Source organism: Shewanella zhuhaiensis (assembly GCF_022484835.1).
GTDB lineage: Bacteria > Pseudomonadota > Gammaproteobacteria > Enterobacterales > Shewanellaceae > Shewanella > Shewanella khirikhana.
Window position 1 is genome coordinate 110,269 of the sequence record NZ_JAKUDL010000001.1, and the last position, 19,424, is coordinate 129,692.

Genomic DNA, 19,424 nt, shown 5'->3' on the forward strand with positions numbered 1-19,424 from the left:
CCGGATATGGTCGCTCGCTTTGCAGCGCTTGTGAACCCCGCAAAATAGAAAAAGGTGAGGCTGATACAGCCAAGGCCAAACAAGGTACAGCAGGGAATGACAGATACGATTTTTTTCTTCGGCGAATGGCAAGTCTCGCCCCAAAGTAATCGACTGAGTCGCGGCAGTATCAGCCGCCAACTCGAACCCAAGGCCATGGAGGTGTTGCTGTATCTGTGCCATCGCCCGGGGGATGTGGTTAGCAGTGACGATCTGCTCGATGCCTGCTGGCCGGGGCTGGAAACCGGCGACAACCCGCTGCACAAAACCATCGCCCAGCTGCGCCGCGCATTGGATGACAGCGCTACAGCGCCGCAATTTATCGAAACCATTCGCCGCCGTGGCTACCGTACCCTGGCCCAGGTCAGCTTTCCCTCGGGGGATGAGCAGAGTGTGGACGAGGTGGTGTGGCAGTCCGGTTCGCCTTTTCCGGGGCTGCGCCCCTTCAGTGCCAAAGATGCCGGGGTCTTCTTTGGTCGCCGTGAACAAATCAATGGCGTCCTTGAAAATATCCATAGGCAGGTACGCAGCGGCCGTGGCCTGTGTTTGCTGCTTGGCCCCAGTGGCAGCGGCAAAACCTCGTTAATCCACGCCGGTATTCTGCCTAACCTCAGTACCCCGCAAGGCGTAAATGGTATTGGGCTGGTGTCCAGCGCCGCCATGGATATGGCCGATGTCGCCCCCGGCGCTTTGCTGCTGGAGCTGGCTTCGGCCATGCTCGATTGGGAGAGCGGCGATAAACCCGTATTCGACGGCGACAGCGCCGACACCCTGGCGGCCAAGCTTGCCGAGGGCGGCGCCACAATCGCTGTGACTTTGCAATTGGCGCTGCCAAGTGGCCGCTGGGAAAAGCCGCGTTTTGCGCTGGTGGTCGATAGGCTCGAAGTGCTGTTGTCGTCCCCGGCCTTCGATGAAGCCAGCCGCAGCCAGTTTCTGGCACTGCTCGATAGCCTGTCCCGCAGCGGTGCGGTACTGGTGCTGTGCGCCTGTCGTAACGACTTTTACCCGCAGGTGGTCAGCCGCAGTGTGCTGATGGCAGGCAAGGGCAATGGTGCCCACTTTGACCTTGAGCCCCCAAGCCGCCAGGCGTTGCTGCAGATGATCCGTCTGCCAGCGGCGGCTGCCGGTCTTAGCTGGGAGTTTGATAGCGACAGTGCCCTCGGCCTCGATGAAATTCTCTGCCGCGAAGCGGCCGCCAGCCCAGATGCGCTGCCGATGCTGCAATACCTGCTGCAGGCGCTTTACCTTGCCCGGGGCGATGACAATCAGCTCAAACTCGAAGTGTATCAACGCCTGGGTGGCATTGAAGGCGCCATTGGTCGCGCTGCCGATGAGGCCATCGCCGACCTCAGCGCTTCCACCCGCGAGGCGCTACCCGGAGTGCTGGCACGGCTGGTCACCCTCAAGGAAGATGAACTCTCGGTTACCAGCCGCAGCGCCCGTTACAGTGAGCTTGCCACCGATGCCGAGCGCAAACTGGTGCAGGCACTGGTGGACAGCCGCCTGTTTGTTTCCCACCTCGATGGCGCCGAGCCCAGCTTCAGCGTCGCCCACGAAGCCCTGCTGCGGCGCTGGCGCCGCGCCGCCAGCTGGATTGAAGAACACCGCCGCTTGCTGGCGCTCAAAGCCCGGGTATTTCATCAGGCGCTGCGTTGGCAGCGCTCGGGCCGCGAGCGGGATTATCTGCTGGGGTCTGGCAAACCCGTGCTGGAGGCGCGCCAGTTGCTGGCCGATAACCAGCTGATACTGGACGAGCAAAGCCGCGATTATATTCAGGCCTCGCTGGCGCGGGACATACGCCGGGGCTGGATAAAGCGCGGCACAGTGGCGCTGCTGACCCTGCTTACTTTTGTCTCTGTGGTGATGGGGATTAAAAGCATGCAGGCCGAGCGGCAGGCCACCGAGCGGCGTCTTGCCGCCGAAGACTTGCTGGGTTTTATGGTGGGCCAGTTTGCCGACCGGCTTCGCAGTATCGGCCGCATGGATTTGCTCGACGGGGTCAGCAACAAAGCACTGGACTACTTCAGCGCCCCGGACGCAGGGCTCTCGGAGGCCGCCCTGTTCCGCCACGGACAAACCCTGGAGGCCATGGGTGAGGTAGCCTATAGCCGCGAAAAGCCCGACGAGGCGAGGGCGGCGCTGCTGGCAGCGCGGGATAAGCTATTGCCGCTGCGGGGGCGTGATGTGCCACAGCTCGAACTGTACAAAACCCTGGGTGCCAACGCATTCTGGCTGGGGCAACTCGAATACGACAAGAGTGACTGGGAAGCCGCCAAGCCCTGGTTGACGGCCTACCTTGAGCACAGCGAAGCCATGTTGGCGCTGGCGCCCGACAGTCGCGATGCCATGCTGGAGTTGTCCTACGCCGAAAACTCCCTCGGCAGCCTGGCGATGAAGCTCCAGGACTACGCCACTGCCCAACAACGATTTGAGTCATCACTGATTTTGAAGCAAAAGTTACTTGCAGATACACCTGATGACGGTCAATTGATTGCCGATCTTGCTGATACTGAGTCCTGGCTTGCCAGTGCGGCATTGGCGACAGGGGATATTAAGACTGCATTGGCACTCCACCAGCATATCGAAGCAGTCCTTGGCAGCTCTAATGAAGCTTATGTGCTTGACCGGTTATCTCATAGCCAAGCGAACTTGGTGCTGCTTTATCAGGTGCTTGGTGATATTGATGGAGCACAGCAAGCTTTGGGCAGAGCTCTTGCCAAACGCCTTGATACTCTCGCCAGTGACCCAGAAAATTTATCCTGGCGTTACGATCTGCTGAACTTGAAGTTGCATGGGTTGGAATTGGGTTTGTATGCAACCTCAAAATCAGCGATGGAGTCTTTTTACCAAAGTTTACAGCTGGATGCTGCTGCTCTATCGGAAGGAAAACAACAGCAGTTGGATGCTCACTATCATTTAGCCGCGGCCAGCCAATTATTGCGTTGGGGGGACATTGCAGCATCCAAGGATGCCACCGAAAAAGCGACAGCAGTTTTCAATGTCCTAGCCGGTGCTTCGCCGGATGACTTGAAGGTACAGATTCAACTTTCAGAGGCAGAGCTTATGTTGATGAAACTCAGTCAGAGAGGTAAATCAAATATTGAGGTTATGGAGCTATGTCGGCGGGTTAAAATGCGTCTTTATCCCCTATCCCAAACGTCAAAAGAACCCAGAATTGTCCGGCCTTTAGTACAGGCTCTTGAGTGTTTGGGTGAAAAATCTCAGGCTGAGAGTCTAAAATCACCTCTGGTTGCTCAGGGGGTGAATTTTGAGTCATCAGTTTTTTAATATAAAACAAATGGATGTGAGGTAAGATTATCGGAAGGTGTTTACTGGCAGTACGAGTATTCTGCCCCTTCCGCAGTAAACCTAATAACCAAATTAAGGAACAATTATGCCAACTCCAATAGCGATAACCGTAACTGCATCATTGAATATCAATAATGAGCCTGTGTTCACTTACGACCCAAGTGGCCCAGTTGTGATCACTCAGAAGTCACGTATTGATTACACTCTGGTGGACAATACCGGTAAGAATTTAGGTTTTGCTGGCGCGGCTTTCACCACTCCCTTTGATAGTATTGTTGATTCGGTCGAAGTGACTCCAAATTTGCTGAGTCTATTTGATACCGACAAAGTGGTAGGTGAAACTGGTTTCCACTTAGTTTTCACCATACCCGGAAGCACTTTGTTAATGTGTAGTCCAGATCCTCAGATCATAAATAAAATCTAAAATCATCGCGATTTATTAAATGCCCGGCCATGTGCCGGGCTTTTTTATGGTCATAAGCATCTGTCTTTGGCCCATGCGTGCTGGCATTTTGGCTCGAATAGCTGGATTTAATAGCGTCTGGCGTCGTAAGTTTGGCGGAAGGTTGATTTTTACCGGTTATTTATCAATGCTTTGCGTGGTAAGGTTGGCGGAAGGTAGTTTTTTGGGGAATTCGTACACTGGTTAGCATCAAGGACGTTGCCAGGAGCCAGCCATGTACGCCATCCGTGAAAGTTACTGCGATTTTGAAGCCGTTGCCGAGGTTATCCACTGTCTGAATCAGCCGATGGTGCTGGCCGATGGCAATGGCAAGGTGCTGTGTGTCAATCAGGCCGCCGCCGGTTTGCTGGGTGATGAGCCGGAAACCTTTGTGGGTGAGCACTGGCCTAGTTGGTTGGAGAGCGGCTATCAGACGCAGTATCAACAAATGTTTGAGCAAGTGCTTGGTGAGCTCCGGCCGTTGCAGCACCAGGCCAGGGAAATACAGCTCAGGCGAGTGGATGGCGCGCTGTTATCGGTGAAGCTGACACTCTCTTTCGTGCAGGGGTTGCTGCCGCTGTTTCTGGTGGGGATTGAAGATCTGTCGCAGCACAAGGCTGAGATCCGCCGCCTTAAATCTCTGGCTGCAACCGATTGTTTAACCGGTCTTGCCAATCGTCGCACCCTGATGGAAACCCTGGAAAAGCAATGGCAGCTGTGCGTTGCCCGCCGGCATCCGGTGAGTGTGGTGATTGTGGATGTGGACTTTTTTAAGCAATTCAACGACCTTTACGGCCATCTGAAAGGAGATGAATGCTTAAAGCTGATTGCGGCTGCGCTGGCATCGGCTTTACCCTCTCCTCAGTGTCTGGCGGCACGGTTTGGCGGTGAAGAGTTTGTGCTGATCCTGCCGGGCTTTAATGCCGCCATGGCCGAGCTGATTGCACAGCAGGTGTCACAGGCCATTGCTGCCATTGATACTACTGCTATGGGCTTGCCCGCCGGGGCGCTGCTGACCGTGAGTCAGGGCATTGCCAGCGAAACCTGCGGTCAGTTCCGCACCGCCGATGCCATGTTGCTGGGGGCTGATACTGCGCTGTACCGGGCCAAGCGGGAAGGCAGAAACAAAATCATTTTGTCGGACTGAAACGGATTTCGGGAGATAACATCATGAATTGGTCAATTATTTCGGTGTTGGCAACACCCAGGGAACGGGCTGACACCTTCGTGTATTTACAACGCAAGCGCTACGGCCGCGCCCCTGAGCAGGCGGCACTGGCATTGTGGAAAGGGGTGTGCACCGAGCCATTGGCCCGGCGCCTTGTTGATGACTTAAAGCAGGTTCTGCAGCATGACGTGCTGCCGCCCCGTGACCGCAGCTATCTCACATCTATGCTTGATCACTTTGATACTCTGTCTTCGGGGCAGCAGGTGGTGGCGTTGGCGCCTTATCTCAGTTCTTGAACACAGCGCCGTCTTTCATCACAAAGCTGACGTTTTCCAGCAGACGGATGTTGTCCAGCGGATTGCCATCCACTGCAATGATATCGGCCAGATAACCGGGCTTGAGTTCGCCAAGATCCGGCTGCTTGAGCAGCGCTGCACTGGTGAGCGTTGCCGCCTGAATCGCCTGCAGCGGCGTCATGCCGAATTCCACCATGGTGGCAAACTGCTTACCGTTGTCGCCATGGGGGTAGATGGCGGCATCCGAGCCAAACACCATGCGCACCCCGGCCTTGGTGGCCTTGCGGAAACTCTCACGCTGAGCCTTGGATACCTGTTTCTCTTTGTTGATGTTCTCTTCGGGTACCCCATTGGCGGCGCCGAAGGCGAGGGTGTATTCGGTGTTGTAGATATCACAGCTAAGATAGGTGCCGTTTTTCAGTGCCAGCTTGATTGCTTCGTCATCGAGGAAGCTGCAATGCTCAATGCTGTCGATACCGGCGCGAATGGCCGCCTTGATGCCGCTGGTGCCATGGGCGTGGGCGGCAATAATCATCCCGCGCTGATGGGCTTCTTCGGCTGCAGCCCTGAGTTCATCCTCGGTGTACTGCTGCACGCCCACCTTGGTGCCCTTGGAGAACACGCCGCCGGTGGCGCAAATCTTTAAGGTGTTGGCGCCGTATTTTATATTTTCCCGCGCCTTGGCCCGCACCGCCCAGGGGCCGTCGGCCACGCCGCCTGCCACTGAGTGCATTTCAGGAGCGCTGAAGTTATCGTCGCAGTGGCCGCCGGTAATCGACAGCGCATGGCCTGCAGTCCAGATACGCGGACCGGGGATTTCTCCAGCGTTAATGCCATCGCGCACTGCAATCACGCTGTAGCCTGAATCTCCCAAATCCCGCACCGTGGTAAAGCCCGCTTCGAGGGTCTTTTTGGCGTTTTTCACCGCCTTTACTGTTTGCCGGGGCACCGAGTAGTTCATCGACTCGAGGAAGTTGTCTTCGGCATCGCTGCCAAGGTGCACGTGCATATCCATCAGCCCCGGCAGCAGGGTTTTACCTTTAAGTTCAATCAGCTCGCTGCCTTCTGGCACGCTAAGCTTGCCCTGGGTACCAAGCTCAAGGATGCGGCCATCCTCAATTTTCAGCACAGGATTTAGCATCATTTTGCCGGTTTTGACATCCAGCAGCGCATCGGCGCTCAGATAAGTGGCTGCAAGGGCAGGCAGGGGTGACAGTGCCGTGATTAACGACAGGCCGAGCAGGGATAAACGCTGCCTGGACGCATGGGGACGAGTGTTGTGCATGGGACGCTCTTTTGATTGTTATTGTAAAAAACGCGTTAAAACGATTCCTGAGCATATCCCAGTGGCGGCGGGCGAACAACGCTGCCGCCAAGCCAAAATGCTTGGGTTCCGGCCAATTTGGCCGTTAACAGGTCAGCGGCAGGCGATGCGCTTTAGGGTGCCCTGCGAGAAGTAATAAAAGGCGTCCTGGGGTTTGTCCTGAGCCCACATGGCTTGGGGTTCGAGCCCCAACAGTAATCCGCGCAGCACCACGCCGGTCACGCCGTGGGAAACCACAATCACTCGTGAAGGGGTGGCCGGATCCTTGAGCCAGTCATGCAGCCTGGCCTGAATATTTTCGAGCGGCTCGGCACCCGGACCATCCAGATACCAGCCAGGTTTGTCGGCAAGGCCGGGGTTGGCGGCGTGGATATCGGGAATATGGCCATGCTCCCACTCCCCAAGCCCGGCTTCCTTGACTCTGTCATCGGCGCTCACAGCGCCAGGTTCACGGCCGAGGCCTGCTGCCACTATGGCGGCAGTTTGTATGGCGCGTCCCAGGGGACTCGACACTATGGCAAAGTCGTTCAGTTCGGCGGTGTTTAACTGCCCGGCAAGGCTCTTTAAGGTATTGCCGTAGGCCAGCGCCTGGGCTTCACCCTGCGCAGTTAAGGGCGAGTTACAGTGCCCCTGCAAGCGCCGCTGGGCGTTAAATTCGGTTTGGCCGTGACGAAGGATAAAAAGTTCTGAAACCATAGGGACGACTGGGCTTTCATACGCTAAAACGGGTGGCGGCAGTGTATCACAATCACCCCCAGCCGCAGCCTGCTTGTGGCGCAACAGAGGCCTTGCTACATTGGGCTTGGTGGCAGCTTTTATTCAGCCAAACAGAACAGGGAAGAAAATTGAAGACAAAACAAGAGGAAGCAACGCAAGTTAAACTGCGTGGGAACTGGCATCTAACCCGCGCGGGCTTTTGGGTGTTTGGCCTTGGGTGCTTGATCATGTTGCCATTTTTGGCCCTGCCGGATTTGTATCCCTCTGTTTTTGAAGATGAACTGAGTTTACTGGCATCTTTTCCGCTCCGAGCCCTGCTTGGACTGCCAGCCATGCTGTTTATGCTTGGAGTGGAGCGCTTACTGCTTAGAAAAGGTATCGTACTGCTGAGCCCACCAGAAAAGTAAAGCCGGGTTTCCCCGGCTTTACTTTGCTTTCCCTCAAACTGCTTACAGAATAAAGCGGCTTAAGTCTTCATCCTGCACCAGGTTATCCAGGTGCGCATTCACATATTCGGCATCTATGGTGAATTTGCTGCCGGATTTGTCGCTGGCCTCGAAGGAAATGTCTTCCATCAACCTTTCCATGACCGTGTGCAGACGGCGTGCACCGATGTTTTCGGTGCGCTCGTTCACCTGCCAGGCGGCCTGGGCGATGCGGTCGATGCCGGTCTCGGTAAACTCTATGGTCACGCCTTCGGTGGCCATCAGCGCCACATATTGCTCGGTGAGCGAGGCATGGGGCTCGGTAAGAATACGCTTGAAGTCGGAGGCGGTGAGGGCATCCAGCTCAACCCGAATTGGCAGGCGGCCCTGCAGCTCGGGGATAAGATCCGATGGCTTGGCCATCTGGAATGCGCCCGAGGCGATAAACAGGATATGGTCGGTTTTCACCATGCCGTGCTTGGTGTTGACTGTGCAGCCTTCCACCAGGGGCAGCAGGTCGCGCTGTACCCCTTCTCGGGACACATCGGGGCCTGAGGTTTCGCCGCGCTTACAGATTTTGTCGATTTCATCGATAAAGACGATACCGTGCTGCTCCACCAGTTCGATGGCCTTTTCTTTCAGATCTTCCTGATTCACCAGCTTGGCGGCTTCTTCATCCACCAGTTGCTTGAGGGCATCTTTGATCTTCATCTTTTTACGCTTGGCAGGCGCCTGACCCATGTTCTGGAACAGGCTCTGCAGCTGATTGGTCATTTCTTCCATGCCGGGGGGTGACATGATTTCCACGCCAATCTGCGGGCCTGAAATGTCGATTTCGATTTCTTTATCGTCCAGCTGACCTTCACGCAGTTTTTTACGGAAGATCTGACGGCTGGAGGAGTTGTCGTCGCTGTTGTCCCAGTCGTTTTTCGGGCGTGGCAGCAGCGCATCCAGTACCCGCTCCTCGGCAGCCTCTTCGGCGCGGGCGCGGCACTTTTTCATTTCCACTTCGCGGGTGAGCTTGATGGCGCTGTCGGTCAGATCGCGAATGATCTGCTCCACTTCTTTGCCCACATAGCCCACTTCGGTGAACTTGGTGGCTTCGACCTTGATAAAGGGCGCGTTGGCGAGCTTGGCCAGGCGGCGGGCAATTTCGGTTTTACCTACGCCGGTAGGGCCAATCATCAGGATGTTTTTGGGGGTCACTTCGTGACGCAACGCGGCGTCCAGCTGCATGCGGCGCCAGCGGTTACGCAGGGCCACGGCCACGCTGCGTTTGGCTTTTTGCTGACCAATGATATGGGCGTCCAGTTCGTGAACAATCTCGCGGGGAGTCATTTCAGACATGATGATTCCTCAGTAACTCAGTTCTTCGATGGTCTTGAACTGGTTGGTGAATACGCAAATATCGCCGGCGATGGTCAGTGACTTTTCGGCAATCTCGAGGGCGCCAAGGTCGGTGTTTTCCAAGAGCGCAGTGGCGGCGGCCTGGGCGAAGTTACCGCCGGAGCCGATGGCAATCAGGTCGTTTTCGGGCTGCACTACGTCGCCGTTACCGGTAATGATAAGTGAGCTTTCGGCATCGGCCACGGCCAGCAGGGCCTCGAGTTTTCGCAGCATGCGATCGGTGCGCCAGTCTTTGGCCAACTCCACCGCGGCGCGCATCAAATGGCCCTGGTGCATTTCCAGCTTGGCTTCAAAGCGCTCGAACAGGGTGAAAGCATCGGCGGTGCCACCGGCAAATCCGGCCAATACCTTGCCGTGGTACAGGCGGCGTACCTTGCGGGCATTGCCCTTCATCACGGTATTGCCGAGGGAGACCTGGCCATCACCTGCGATGACCACCTGATTGTTACGGCGGACGGATACGATAGTAGTCACAATGGATCCTCTTTTAGCGTCCGAAGGATAGGCCTTCGGGGACGGATAGAGCTTATATGGGGTCGTGACCTTTTTTTTCAAGTGGGCAAAAAGAAAGGCCGCCCGAGGCGACCTTATTTTTGTGACAGTTTAGCGATTGTTGCTACCCGTTATTGCCACAGCCAGATTTGGCAGGTGTTCATACCAATGGCCTGCAGTTTGTGGCGGGCGCGCTCTGCATCACGTTTGCGCTCGTAGGGGCCAAGTACCACCTTGTACCAGGCGCCGTTGCTGCCCTGGGCCTTGCGGATTTGTGCTTCCATGCCCTGGAAGGCGATAACTGCCTTCATCTTCTCGGCCTGTGCCTCTTCGCGGAAAGAGCCGCACTGCATCTGATACGGGCCTGTGGCGCGCAGGGTGTCCTGCTTGGGAACATCCACTTCAACCTGCTTGTTTTCAAGCTCTTGCAGATAGGTCCATTCTTCCTGCGGCTTGGGCGGCAGGGCGTTTGGATCCTTCTTTGGCTTGCTGGATTTGGTTTCGGCTTTGGCTTCCACTCTGGGCTCTTCCTTATCGGCGCTGCCCTTGATGGTCCACAGGAAATAGCCAAAGCCCAGCACCAGTACCAGTACCGCAATCAGCGCAACCCAGGGTTTACGCCGGGGCGCGGGGGCACCCTTGCGGCCGCCACGGCCTTTACCCCGTGGCGCTCGATTGGCGTAATCACGACTCATGGGTTACATGCGCTCCAGAGTCTCGATGCCCAGCAGTGACAGACCCTGCTTGAGGGTGTCGGCGGTCAGGCGCGACAGCAGCAGACGGCTTTCACGGGCGGTTTCACTGTCGGCGCTGAGCACTGGGCAGGCTTCGTAGAAGCTGGAGAAGGCGCCTGCCAACTCGTACAGGTAACCACAGAGGATGTGCGGCTGGCCCTTGTCCACCATACGGGCAAGGATTTCACCGAACTGTGCCAGCTTGTTGCCCAGTTCTTTCTCTTTGTCGTGATCCAGTACCAGCTCGGCGTTGGTCAGGTCGATGTCTTCGGCTTTCTTAAAGATACCTGCCACACGGGTGTAGGCGTACAGCAGATAGGGGGCTGTGTTGCCTTCGAAGCTCAGCATCTGCTCGAAGCTGAAGATGTAATCGCTGCTGCGGTTCTTGGACAGGTCGGCGTATTTCACCGAGGCAATACCAACCACGCGGGCGATTTCTTTAACTTCGGCCTCATCCATATCCGGGTTCTTGCTGCGAACCAGCTGCTCGGCACGCTCAACCGCTTCATCGAGCAGGTCAACCAGCTTCACTACGCCGCCGGAGCGGGTCTTGAAGGGGCGGCCGTCTTCGCCGTTCATGGTGCCAAAGCCCATGTGCTCGAGGGTCATGTTTTCACGTACGAAACCGGCGGTGCGGGCCAGGCTGAACACCTGCTGGAAGTGCAGTGCCTGACGCAAATCTACAAAGTAGAGCACGCGGTCGGCATTCAGCACACTTGAGCGGTAGCGCATGGCGGCCAGATCGGTCGTGGCATACAGGAAGCCGCCATCGGCCTTCTGGATGATCACCGGCAGCGGCTCGCCGTCTTTGTTGCGGAACTCTTCCTGGAATACCACCTTGGCGCCGTCGCTGATGGCGAGCAGGCCCTTGGCATCGAGATCGGCTACAACCTGCGCCAAATCGGCGTTGTAGGCGCTCTCACCGTGTACGTCTTTACGGGTCAGGCTCACGCCCAGACGGGCATAGACTTCATGGCAATGACTCAGGGAGATGTCGTTGAACTCGCGCCACAGCTTGTTGCAGTACTCATCACCGCTTTGCAGCTCAACCACCAATTGGCGGGCTCGGGTGGCGAATTCGTCGGATTCATCGAAGCGCAGCTTGGCGGCGCGGTAGAAGCTTTCAAGATCTGACAGCTCCAGATTGGCCTTGTCGTCGCCCTGGGCGCGCAGTTCTTCCATGTAGGCCAGCAGCATGCCGAACTGGGTACCCCAGTCACCTACGTGGTTTTGACGGATGACATTGTGGCCGAGGAATTCCAGCGCGCGCACCACGCTGTCACCGATGATGGTGGAGCGCAGGTGACCTACGTGCATTTCCTTGGCGAGGTTGGGGGAAGAGTAGTCCACCACCACGGTTTGAGCTGCGGCGGCTTTTACGCCCAGCATGGCATCGCCGAGCGCGGCCTTGAGCTGATTGGCCAGGGCGTTGTCGTCGATAAAGAAGTTGATAAAGCCAGGGCCGGCAATCTCGACCTTGGCTACCTGCGCCGAGGCAGGCAGGTTGTCGATGATCAGCTGCGCCAGTTCACGTGGCGGCTTACCGGCAACCTTGGTCAGCATCATGGCCAGATTGGTGGCCAGATCGCCATGGCTCTTGTCCTTGGTTCGGTCGACCTGAATGCGCGCTTCAAAGTCGGCGGGCACTATGCCCTGGGCTTTCAAGGATTCAAGGGTTTGTTCCAGCAAGGATTGAATGAGTTCTTTCATCGGCCTGTATCTACTGACTGCAAGGATTAACGGGAATAACCGCGCATTGTAGCCTCTGGGGCCCCCGGCTGGCTATTGGTTGAAAGAACTTTTTGAGCAAAAACGCAAGGCTTTTCTTCTTCCGGGGCCGCTAGCGGCCGTTTCTATCCGTTTTCTGTGCTGGATGGTTCTACCGGGTGAGGCTGCTCACCCGGCTGGGCGATGTTGCCCGCAGCGCCACAGGCGTAGGCTGCATCTTAAGGATTAACCCCTCAGGGGTGGGTTAGCCAAGGAGGACAAGATGATGGATTTACATGCGCTGGTCAGCGCGGTGCAGCTCAGTGTATCTGCCGCAGGGCAGGCGCTGCAGGAGCAAAATAATCAACTGCTTGGACGTTTTTTTGAGCCGCTCGAACCCACAGAGGATACGCCGCAAACTCTGTCACTCAGTACGGTTGGAGTAGCAACAGCGCTCAAGCCCAAATGCGTGACCCTGATGTATCCGCAGGAGACAGCAACCGGGCTGACCGATGTGCCTGTGACTGTGCCGCTGATTTCGCTGGTACCCATCAGCGCGGCCCGTATTCAGGAAGTGCGGTTTTCAACCCAATTGGAAGTGGGAATGGATGATAACGGCGCCATGCAGGTCGCCTTTCCGTCCCGCTCCGGCTCCGGCCTGTTTGGCGGCGCCAAGTCTGCGTCGAACAGCCATCTCGCGACACTGGAGATAGTGCTGAACGACAGTACCAATCCCGAAGGCCTGCAATTGCTGGTGGAGGGATATGAGAGAGCGCTGCGGGCCCAAATCCCTGGGTAAGGCGGCATAACGTCCACATGGACAAGGCAAGATAATAAGGAGAGTTATCATGGCAAATCCCACAGTCGATACCGGACCCGCATTGGTGTCCATGGCACAGCAATTCAGTGGCTTACCTATGCGGTCATTGATTGGTGGCCCGCTGAATGCGGCGGCCCAGGCCAACAGTATGATGGCGGTGACCCAGACCAAATTTATGCTCGACACCTGCTTTAACAAATCGGGTACAGATGCGGATACCACGCTCGAACCCATTATGGTGACTATGCACATCAGCCGTACCGTGTTTGAAGAAGAAACAGACAAGGACGGCCAGACCACGGTGACCCCAACGCCAGTCGACACCACCTTTGATCTGCCGCTGCTGACCTTAATTCCTCTCAATGCGCTGGGGGTGGATTCGGTGCAGGTGGATTTCGACATGGAAGTGAAGTCCAGTTACACCAACGAAAGCTCCACCAACAGCTCAAGCGAAACACAGGCTGCGGCCAGTTTCGATGCCAAGCTGGGTGAGGGCTGGTGGTCGGTAGAGGTCAAAGGCAGCGTGAGCTACGACAGCAAGACCAGCTCATCGAATTCGGCTACCTACCAAAAGAGCAACAGCGCCAAGTACACGGTGAGTGTGCACGCGGGGCAACTGCCGCTGCCCCAGGGCGTGACCACCATCATTCAGGCCTACACCAATGCCATTTCAGCCAACCCCAAAACTGCTGGCTGACGGATGAGTAAGCCCGGGGCCGCCAGTCGGCCCCTTATCGAGTGGATGACACAAGGAGAGACGAGATGAAACACCAGATCCCCTGCCCGGACTGCAATGCCCCGATTTTCCTCGAAATGCAGCAGCTGCTCGCGGGCCAACGGTTTTGCTGCGCCAATTGTAACGCCGTGTTGTCGCTGTCGGTGCAGAGTCGGCCGCTGGTGGCCGACACCATGGCGGCGTTGATGGAGCTTAAGCAGCAAAGCGCCCGGAACCGTGGCGACGGGAGAGACCGCCATGGATAAATGGAGTTTCTTGGCCACAGTGCTGGAAGACGACGGGCGGATTTCCGAGGCCATTGCCACCGGCGCTGCCTGGGAGATCTGGATGCAGGTTGAGCTGATGATTGCCTGCAGGCGTCTTGGTTGGTCTGTGGCCCGAGAGCTGCCGTATCCCGCACCGCTGGAGCGTAAACGGCTGGACATGATGTTCTCAGATGGCCGCGAAAAAGTGGCGCTGGAGCTGAAAGTGGAAAGCGCCCAAACCTCGGGGGATGCCCTGATGGCCAAGGTGGAAGATGACCGCCACAAACTGGCGTTGTACCCGCAATCGCCGGGACTCAGTCGCTGGCTGCTGGTGCTGGGTTATTCCTGGCCGGTACGCTGCGCCATGGAAGACTTGGAGCGGCAGCAGCCCGAAAGGGTGATATTGCGTATCCGTGGCGGCATAGCCGCTATGCTTTGGGAGATCTGAGGCGCAAGCGCCCCGGGCCGCCCTGAGACAACGACAAGGAGAAAACTCATGACACAGGACACAGAAAGCACCCTGACCCTGGCTGACCTCAAGCCCGGCGATGTACTGATTATGGAAGGCGACCTGCGTCCTTCCAATCCCACCCGTTACCTCGATGAGCTTATTATGCTGCTCAATGACTCGGACGTTTGCCACGGCGCCATCTTTATCGGCAAAGACAGCAGCGGCCAGTTCACCCTGATAGACGATGCTCTCAACGGTGTAGGCATTCGCCCCATTCGCGACAGTCAGGACAGCAGCGATCCGCGCTTCGATACCTGGTATGTGCGGCGCATGGCCAGTGACAATCTCAAGCCGGTTATCGCCCAGGCGCAAACCTATCTTGGCAAGGCTTACTACGACAAGGCCTGGCTGGTGATGCTGGGGCTGCTGCTTATCGTGAAAGACATTACACCCAGCGGCGTTGGCCAATCGGCACTGCTTGAAGTGCTTAAGTTTTTTGCTTACGAGCTGGATAAGCATCTGTTTGGCCGCCCCGGGGAAACCGGATTGGTGTGCTCGCAGTTTGTGGCCGTCTCTTTCGATGGCGCCGGGCCTGGTTATCAGTTGCAAATCAAACCCGGCCGTCTCGCAGGACAGCAAAGCATTGAAGCCCTGCGGGCACAGGCGCCCATTCATGCGCTGGCCCTTGGCAGCAATGATGTGGAAGGGCTGATGGAAAAGGTGCGGGTGACCCGTGGACTGAGCCTTGGCTATCCGGCTTCGGGCGGCAGTTTAAGCAGCTTGCTTGCCAGCATAGGTGAGGCCGGGGTCAGCCTGGTGAAAGGGCTTGGCAGCGGTGAGCTGGCAGGATTGCAACAAAGCTACGCCAGCTATCAGGCCAATTTCGTTACGCCTGCGTGCCTTAAGGAGGGTTGCACCAACCTGTCGGCCATCGGCAAGGTTGGTTTTCATTACGGCGATTAGCACTCAGGCCTGTTCGGGCAGGGGTTCTGGCAGGGACACTCCTGCCCGCAGCAGGCTTTGGCGAAACTGCTGAAAGCTTGTCGGCGGCAGCACCCGTTGCAGCAGTGCCATCAGCCTTGGCAGCATGGCCGGGTCGCTGAGCTGCTGGGCCAGTTGCTCCCTGGCAAGCGTAAGCCCTGCGGCGTCCTCTTGCTGCTCGGCAATGCTGACCAGCATCATACACAGGCCTGCCTGCACGCTGTGACGATAGGGAATGGCCTGTAAAATATGGCTTTTTGCTTCGTCCAGCTGCCCTGCCAGAAAGTGGGTAACAGCCCGGCCAACCAATAATCGCCCGGTACTTTGCCCCTGGGGATAAAGCAGTTCGTACTGCTCGTACGCTGCCAGCGCCTGGGGATACAGACCACAAAGCGCCAGCACCTGCGCCCTGAAGAACAAGCCTGATTCCAACATGGGGTTGGCGTTAATGGCCTGCTCCGTGTGCGCCAGTGCCACCGGCAATTGCCCCATCAGCAGCGCTGCGGCGGCAAAAGCCAGTTGCGCATATGCCGATTGCGGCGCCAGATGCAGCGCCTGCTGGGCGTGGTTTATCAGGTTTGCCGCAGGCGGCAGCTGGCTGACGGCGCCTTCCTGCCAGGCGGCATACGCCACCAGAACATAAAAGCTCTTTGGCAGAGACCAGTCGGGGAAGGCGCTCAGCATGGGGGACAGGGTTTCCAGAGCCTCCCGCAGCGTGCCTGCCTCGCGGCTTCGCAGCCGATATTCGATTTGCAGCAAAGTTTGAATGGCATCCTCATGGGATGCGGTGGGCTGGCGTACTCGGATCCCCAGCAGTTTATCGAACAGTTGCGCGGCGAGGCGCTGTCTGGACTGGCTGCTGTCGACCTCGGCGCGGGCAAAGCTGTGGATTAGGCTGCTCGTGCCTTGCTGAATTTGCATCAGCCGACCGCTGTCGCCCGGACAATCCAGATAAAAGCCGGACGTTGGCGGCTGTGCCGAGGGGCACAGGCTTAAAAACTCGAAACACATCAGACAGGAGAGCAGTTCAGGCGGGCAGTTATCGGCAACAAACACTGGCAAGGGCTGGATGTGGGCTTGCTGCTGATGGCGGTAGTCTTCAAACCATACCGATGCCTCGGTGCGATTGCTCACCCCCAGGGTTTGCAACAGGTTGGAGATATGGGTTTTCACCGTGTTCTGGGATAACCCCAGTAGCCTGGCTATGTCCGGATTGGAGAGGCCTTTGCTCATCAATTCCAGAATTTCCAATTGCCTGGCGGTTAACGGGGGATCGGATTCCCTGCTCATGGCTGATGTTCCCCTGACGGACTTTATCCAGTGATACCAGTTTGCACCCGGCAGGTAAAGGAAGGTGCAAATGTGTTCCATGTTTGCTAAGCCAGAGCTGGCGATGGCTCATTACGGCAAAAAATGTTCTGCGCCTTGGTGGTTTGGCAAGTTTTTCCAGATTAAGGAGCCGCTTAAATGCTTGATGAACATTAATTCATGCGCGGCCAAGGGGGAGTTCATGGTCGCTGTTGCATAGTGAAGTCCATGGTTCGTTAGACATGGATGTTTATTGTGCTGGATGTGTTGATTCACATATTGATCTTGCTAGCGCTGATCTACCCAGCTGGCCTCCTCGAGTCGGTAAGGCGAGACAAGAGCCTGCTTTATTTTGTACTCGGAGGCCTCACTTTTTTAACCTGTTTCTCACTCCTGTTTGCTTACCTGGCGAACATTTATCATTGACATCCCACCTTGCGCGGCTTTTTAGCCGCGATTTTTTTATCTGATGTACTCACGCTGCTTGCCGTGCTGGCTGGCACTGAATAAATAAGTCTTCATGCACAGCAAAGACTGGTTTCATCATGGTTGTTGCATAGTCGCCCTAGGTTGGTTGGACAAGGAGGTTACACATGTTGGATATCCTGAGTTTGTTCGCGGCATTCGTTTCTCCGATCGCCTATGGCGCGGATGAGCGACCGGAACAAGATAGCACTCTGCTGTATGTATTTGGTGTAGCGCTTATTTTCCTCACAGGATTTTCGCTGCTGTTTGCTTATCTGGTGAGCATTTACCACTGACTTCCCAGTTATCATTGACATCCCAGCTTGCGCGGCTTTTTAGCCGCGATTTTTTTGTTGGCCGATTAAGAAAAAATGCAGCCAAATGGCTGCATTTTTCGTGGTGTTGCGGTTTTTGTGGCGTTGCGGTGAGCTTAGTTGACGGACTCGGCCAGCATTTGGCTTTGCCACAGCGAGTCTTCATCTTCTGACGATGTCAGGGAGATGAGCACTGCATTGGCTTTGCCTTCGATGGAGGCCAGCACCATCTCGAACTGGGTTTCGCTGCTGTCTGTGTAGCTTATCTCGATGGAGCCGGCCATGTTAATGTGCCAGCTCATGGCCAGACTGGGCTCGTCACCTTCCCAGACACTGCCCACGCCATCGGCACCGAAGTACACGTGGAAGGTACCAGTTTCCCCTTCGAACAGTTTGAAATCCATACTGAATTGCTGCTGCAATACATCTGTATCACTAAAGCCTTCGCTGCTGCGAACCAGGCTGACCTGCCCGAGAGGCTTGTCGCTGCCGTAGTCCTGCAACATGGCGCTGAAACGCTCGAGTTTTGGCAGGCTGAAGCGGCCATCTTCGGCGTCAGTAAACCAGATCTCGCCGAAGGGTTTCAGAGCAACTGTATCGCCCGAGGTGCTGCTGTCGGCATCAAAAAGACCGCCCGGGCCGTCCGAGTCCACGGTCACGCTGGTGACACTGAAACCCGCGTCAGTCCACTGGTATTTGCCAAACTCCCCGGACAGTGCCTGAGGCGTGGATTCGCCGTAGCTCTCTAGGTTGTTGGTGTGCACCAGCGCGTAATCGGTTTCGGACAGAAACACCACCACGGTGAGGTTTTCATCCGCCTCTTCCCATACTTTCCAAGAGCCTGAAATCGGGCTGCTGCCGTCATCTATACGGCTAAAGGCAACTTCGCCTTCGCTGAAGCTGAGGGTCAGGGTTTCGCCGAGGGTCATGGATTGGATTTCGTGGCTGCCGCCATCGAAAAAGCCGCCGCTGTTGTCTGACTCATCAATCAGGGTCAGGCTGATGTCCCCGGTTTCAGGGTTCCACTCGTAACTGCCAAGCTCGGCGCTGCCCGCCTGCTGATCGCCATCGTCAGTGTGCTCGTGCAGGATCAGGTAATGGCTGTCATCGATGAAGGTAAGTATGTTGCGCTTGCCTTCGCCTTCCTTATACAGCCAGCTGCCAAGCAGTTGTTGCCGCAGCGAGGTTTCAACGTGAGCCTTGGCGTCGGCATCGCTCACCAGGGGGCGGTTGTCCAGGGTGGTGAGCACCGGGGCCACAGCGTCGGCGAAGCCTGTGCTGCTGACATCGAGCGCCGTGCCGGTAAAGGCATCGGTACTGGCCTGGGTGAGTGTGATGCCGTTGCTGGGATCGCTATCTTCATCCAGCGTTTGCAGGATGCGGGCGATGTTCGAGACTGTGGTGGCGTCACCTTCGGCAAAGTCGTTGGGGGTCAGTAGTCCGGTGGCGGCTACGGCAGGAAAGGTCAGATCGCCAATGAAAAACTCCACAGTTTCGCCCGGCAAGTACTGGTAATACCCCATGGCATCGGTAACGCCGCTTTGGGTCTCGGTGCGGTAGCCAATGCCGGCCACGGGGCTGTCGAGAAAGAGTCCTGCCTGCACGCTGGCGCAGCTGATCTGGGCCGTGTTGGCATTGCTGCTGCTCAGGGTGCCGCTGGCGCCTGTGATAGTGCACACCTGGCCGTCGGGTTGGCTGCTGATGCTGATGCTGAAACTGCTGCCCTCGGTCACGCTGGTGGAAAATTGAAAACTGCTCCCGGTAAAGTTTTGGGTTTGGGTGGAGCCTGCAGTTAGGGTCAGGCCTATAGTGCTGCCAAGGCCACTGATGCTGCCGCCGATGGCTAACTGGGCCGGGGTTGTGGGTTCCGGGCTGGTGTCGTCATCGCTGCTGCCACCGCAGGCAGTCAGACACAGTGCCAGTGGCAACAAGAGTCCGCGGTAACTAAAGAGGGAGTTTTCCATGATTGAGTCCTTAATGTATGAGCTTCCGTGTTGTCCCGGCAGGGGACTGGGTATTGCACCCAACCAAAAGCATAAGAAGG

At 56.7% G+C, this 19,424-nt stretch carries 19 protein-coding genes; 11 read left to right on the plus strand and 8 right to left on the minus strand.

Annotated elements, in window-relative coordinates; genetic code table 11:
* The first annotated feature begins 96 nt into the window (after positions 1–96).
* The 4 genes from MJ923_RS00455 (at position 97) to MJ923_RS00470 (ending at position 5,254) form a co-directional block, all read left to right on the plus strand.
* Positions 97–3,327 carry an nSTAND1 domain-containing NTPase gene (locus MJ923_RS00455; RefSeq protein ID WP_240589433.1) on the plus strand — a complete coding sequence of 1,077 codons (3,231 nt, stop codon included), beginning with the start codon at positions 97–99 and terminating at the stop codon, positions 3,325–3,327.
* 106 nt (positions 3,328–3,433) lie between these two features.
* Positions 3,434–3,772 carry a DP-EP family protein gene (locus tag MJ923_RS00460; RefSeq protein ID WP_240589434.1) on the plus strand — a complete coding sequence of 113 codons (339 nt, stop codon included), beginning with the start codon at positions 3,434–3,436 and terminating at the stop codon, positions 3,770–3,772.
* Between the two features lie 253 nt (positions 3,773–4,025).
* Positions 4,026–4,937, plus strand: a complete 912-nt coding sequence (locus tag MJ923_RS00465; protein ID WP_240589435.1) for a GGDEF domain-containing protein — start codon at positions 4,026–4,028, stop codon at positions 4,935–4,937.
* Between the two features lie 23 nt (positions 4,938–4,960).
* Positions 4,961–5,254: a hypothetical protein gene (locus tag MJ923_RS00470; RefSeq protein ID WP_240589436.1), complete on the plus strand. Its 294-nt coding sequence runs from the start codon at positions 4,961–4,963 to the stop codon at positions 5,252–5,254.
* On the opposite strand, the gene MJ923_RS00475 is transcribed toward MJ923_RS00470, so the two are convergent.
* Positions 5,244–6,539 (minus strand): Xaa-Pro dipeptidase, encoded by a 1,296-nt coding sequence (locus MJ923_RS00475; RefSeq protein ID WP_240589437.1) that lies wholly within the window; start codon positions 6,537–6,539, stop codon positions 5,244–5,246. The two genes, MJ923_RS00470 and MJ923_RS00475, sit on opposite strands and share 11 nt — an antisense overlap.
* Positions 6,540–6,671: 132 nt before the next feature.
* Positions 6,672–7,274 carry a histidine phosphatase family protein gene (locus MJ923_RS00480; RefSeq protein ID WP_240589438.1) on the minus strand — a complete coding sequence of 201 codons (603 nt, stop codon included), beginning with the start codon at positions 7,272–7,274 and terminating at the stop codon, positions 6,672–6,674.
* Positions 7,275–7,315: 41 nt separating this feature from the next.
* Here MJ923_RS00480 and MJ923_RS00485 point away from each other — a divergent pair, with 41 nt between their 5' ends.
* Positions 7,316–7,702 (plus strand): hypothetical protein, encoded by a 387-nt coding sequence (locus MJ923_RS00485; RefSeq protein WP_240589439.1) that lies wholly within the window; start codon positions 7,316–7,318, stop codon positions 7,700–7,702.
* Positions 7,703–7,744: 42 nt separating this feature from the next.
* Here MJ923_RS00485 and hslU read toward each other — a convergent pair whose 3' ends face one another.
* From hslU to argS, 4 genes are all read right to left on the minus strand, one after another.
* Positions 7,745–9,067, minus strand: coding sequence for an HslU--HslV peptidase ATPase subunit (gene hslU, locus MJ923_RS00490; protein ID WP_240589440.1), 1,323 nt, complete (start codon positions 9,065–9,067; stop codon positions 7,745–7,747).
* Between the two features lie 9 nt (positions 9,068–9,076).
* On the minus strand, positions 9,077–9,601 hold the full coding sequence (gene hslV, locus MJ923_RS00495) for an ATP-dependent protease subunit HslV (RefSeq protein WP_011758561.1): 525 nt from the start codon (positions 9,599–9,601) through the stop codon (positions 9,077–9,079).
* Between the two features lie 149 nt (positions 9,602–9,750).
* A complete protein-coding gene (locus MJ923_RS00500; protein ID WP_126169291.1) occupies positions 9,751–10,314 on the minus strand; it encodes an SPOR domain-containing protein in 564 nt (187 codons plus the stop codon).
* Positions 10,315–10,317: 3 nt separating this feature from the next.
* Positions 10,318–12,063, minus strand: a complete 1,746-nt coding sequence (gene argS / locus MJ923_RS00505; protein WP_240589441.1) for an arginine--tRNA ligase — start codon at positions 12,061–12,063, stop codon at positions 10,318–10,320.
* Between the two features lie 280 nt (positions 12,064–12,343).
* Here argS and MJ923_RS00510 point away from each other — a divergent pair, with 280 nt between their 5' ends.
* The 5 genes from MJ923_RS00510 to MJ923_RS00530 all read left to right on the plus strand — a co-directional run bounded on the left by MJ923_RS00510 (position 12,344) and on the right by MJ923_RS00530 (position 15,275).
* Positions 12,344–12,859, plus strand: coding sequence for a DUF2589 domain-containing protein (locus MJ923_RS00510; protein WP_240589442.1), 516 nt, complete (start codon positions 12,344–12,346; stop codon positions 12,857–12,859).
* A 49-nt stretch (positions 12,860–12,908) separates the two neighbouring features.
* The gene (locus MJ923_RS00515; protein ID WP_240589443.1) at positions 12,909–13,577 is read left to right on the plus strand and encodes a DUF2589 domain-containing protein; all 669 of its coding nucleotides are present in this window, start codon (positions 12,909–12,911) and stop codon (positions 13,575–13,577) included.
* Positions 13,578–13,642: 65 nt separating this feature from the next.
* Positions 13,643–13,861: a hypothetical protein gene (locus MJ923_RS00520; protein ID WP_240589444.1), complete on the plus strand. Its 219-nt coding sequence runs from the start codon at positions 13,643–13,645 to the stop codon at positions 13,859–13,861.
* Complete coding sequence (locus MJ923_RS00525) at positions 13,854–14,309, plus strand: hypothetical protein (RefSeq protein WP_240589445.1); 456 nt, start codon at positions 13,854–13,856, stop codon at positions 14,307–14,309. Before MJ923_RS00520 ends, MJ923_RS00525 begins: the two co-directional genes overlap by 8 nt.
* Positions 14,310–14,357: 48 nt before the next feature.
* Entirely contained in the window at positions 14,358–15,275 is a 918-nt protein-coding gene (locus MJ923_RS00530; protein WP_240589446.1) for a hypothetical protein, read from the plus strand.
* A 3-nt stretch (positions 15,276–15,278) separates the two neighbouring features.
* On the opposite strand, the gene MJ923_RS00535 is transcribed toward MJ923_RS00530, so the two are convergent.
* On the minus strand, positions 15,279–16,583 hold the full coding sequence (locus tag MJ923_RS00535; protein ID WP_240589447.1) for a LuxR C-terminal-related transcriptional regulator: 1,305 nt from the start codon (positions 16,581–16,583) through the stop codon (positions 15,279–15,281).
* A 611-nt stretch (positions 16,584–17,194) separates the two neighbouring features.
* Between MJ923_RS00535 and MJ923_RS00540 the strand changes: the two genes are divergently transcribed.
* Positions 17,195–17,362 (plus strand): hypothetical protein, encoded by a 168-nt coding sequence (locus MJ923_RS00540; protein WP_240589448.1) that lies wholly within the window; start codon positions 17,195–17,197, stop codon positions 17,360–17,362.
* A 134-nt stretch (positions 17,363–17,496) separates the two neighbouring features.
* On the opposite strand, the gene MJ923_RS00545 is transcribed toward MJ923_RS00540, so the two are convergent.
* The gene (locus MJ923_RS00545; RefSeq protein WP_240589449.1) at positions 17,497–19,344 is read right to left on the minus strand and encodes a hypothetical protein; all 1,848 of its coding nucleotides are present in this window, start codon (positions 19,342–19,344) and stop codon (positions 17,497–17,499) included.
* Positions 19,345–19,424: the final 80 nt, after the last annotated feature.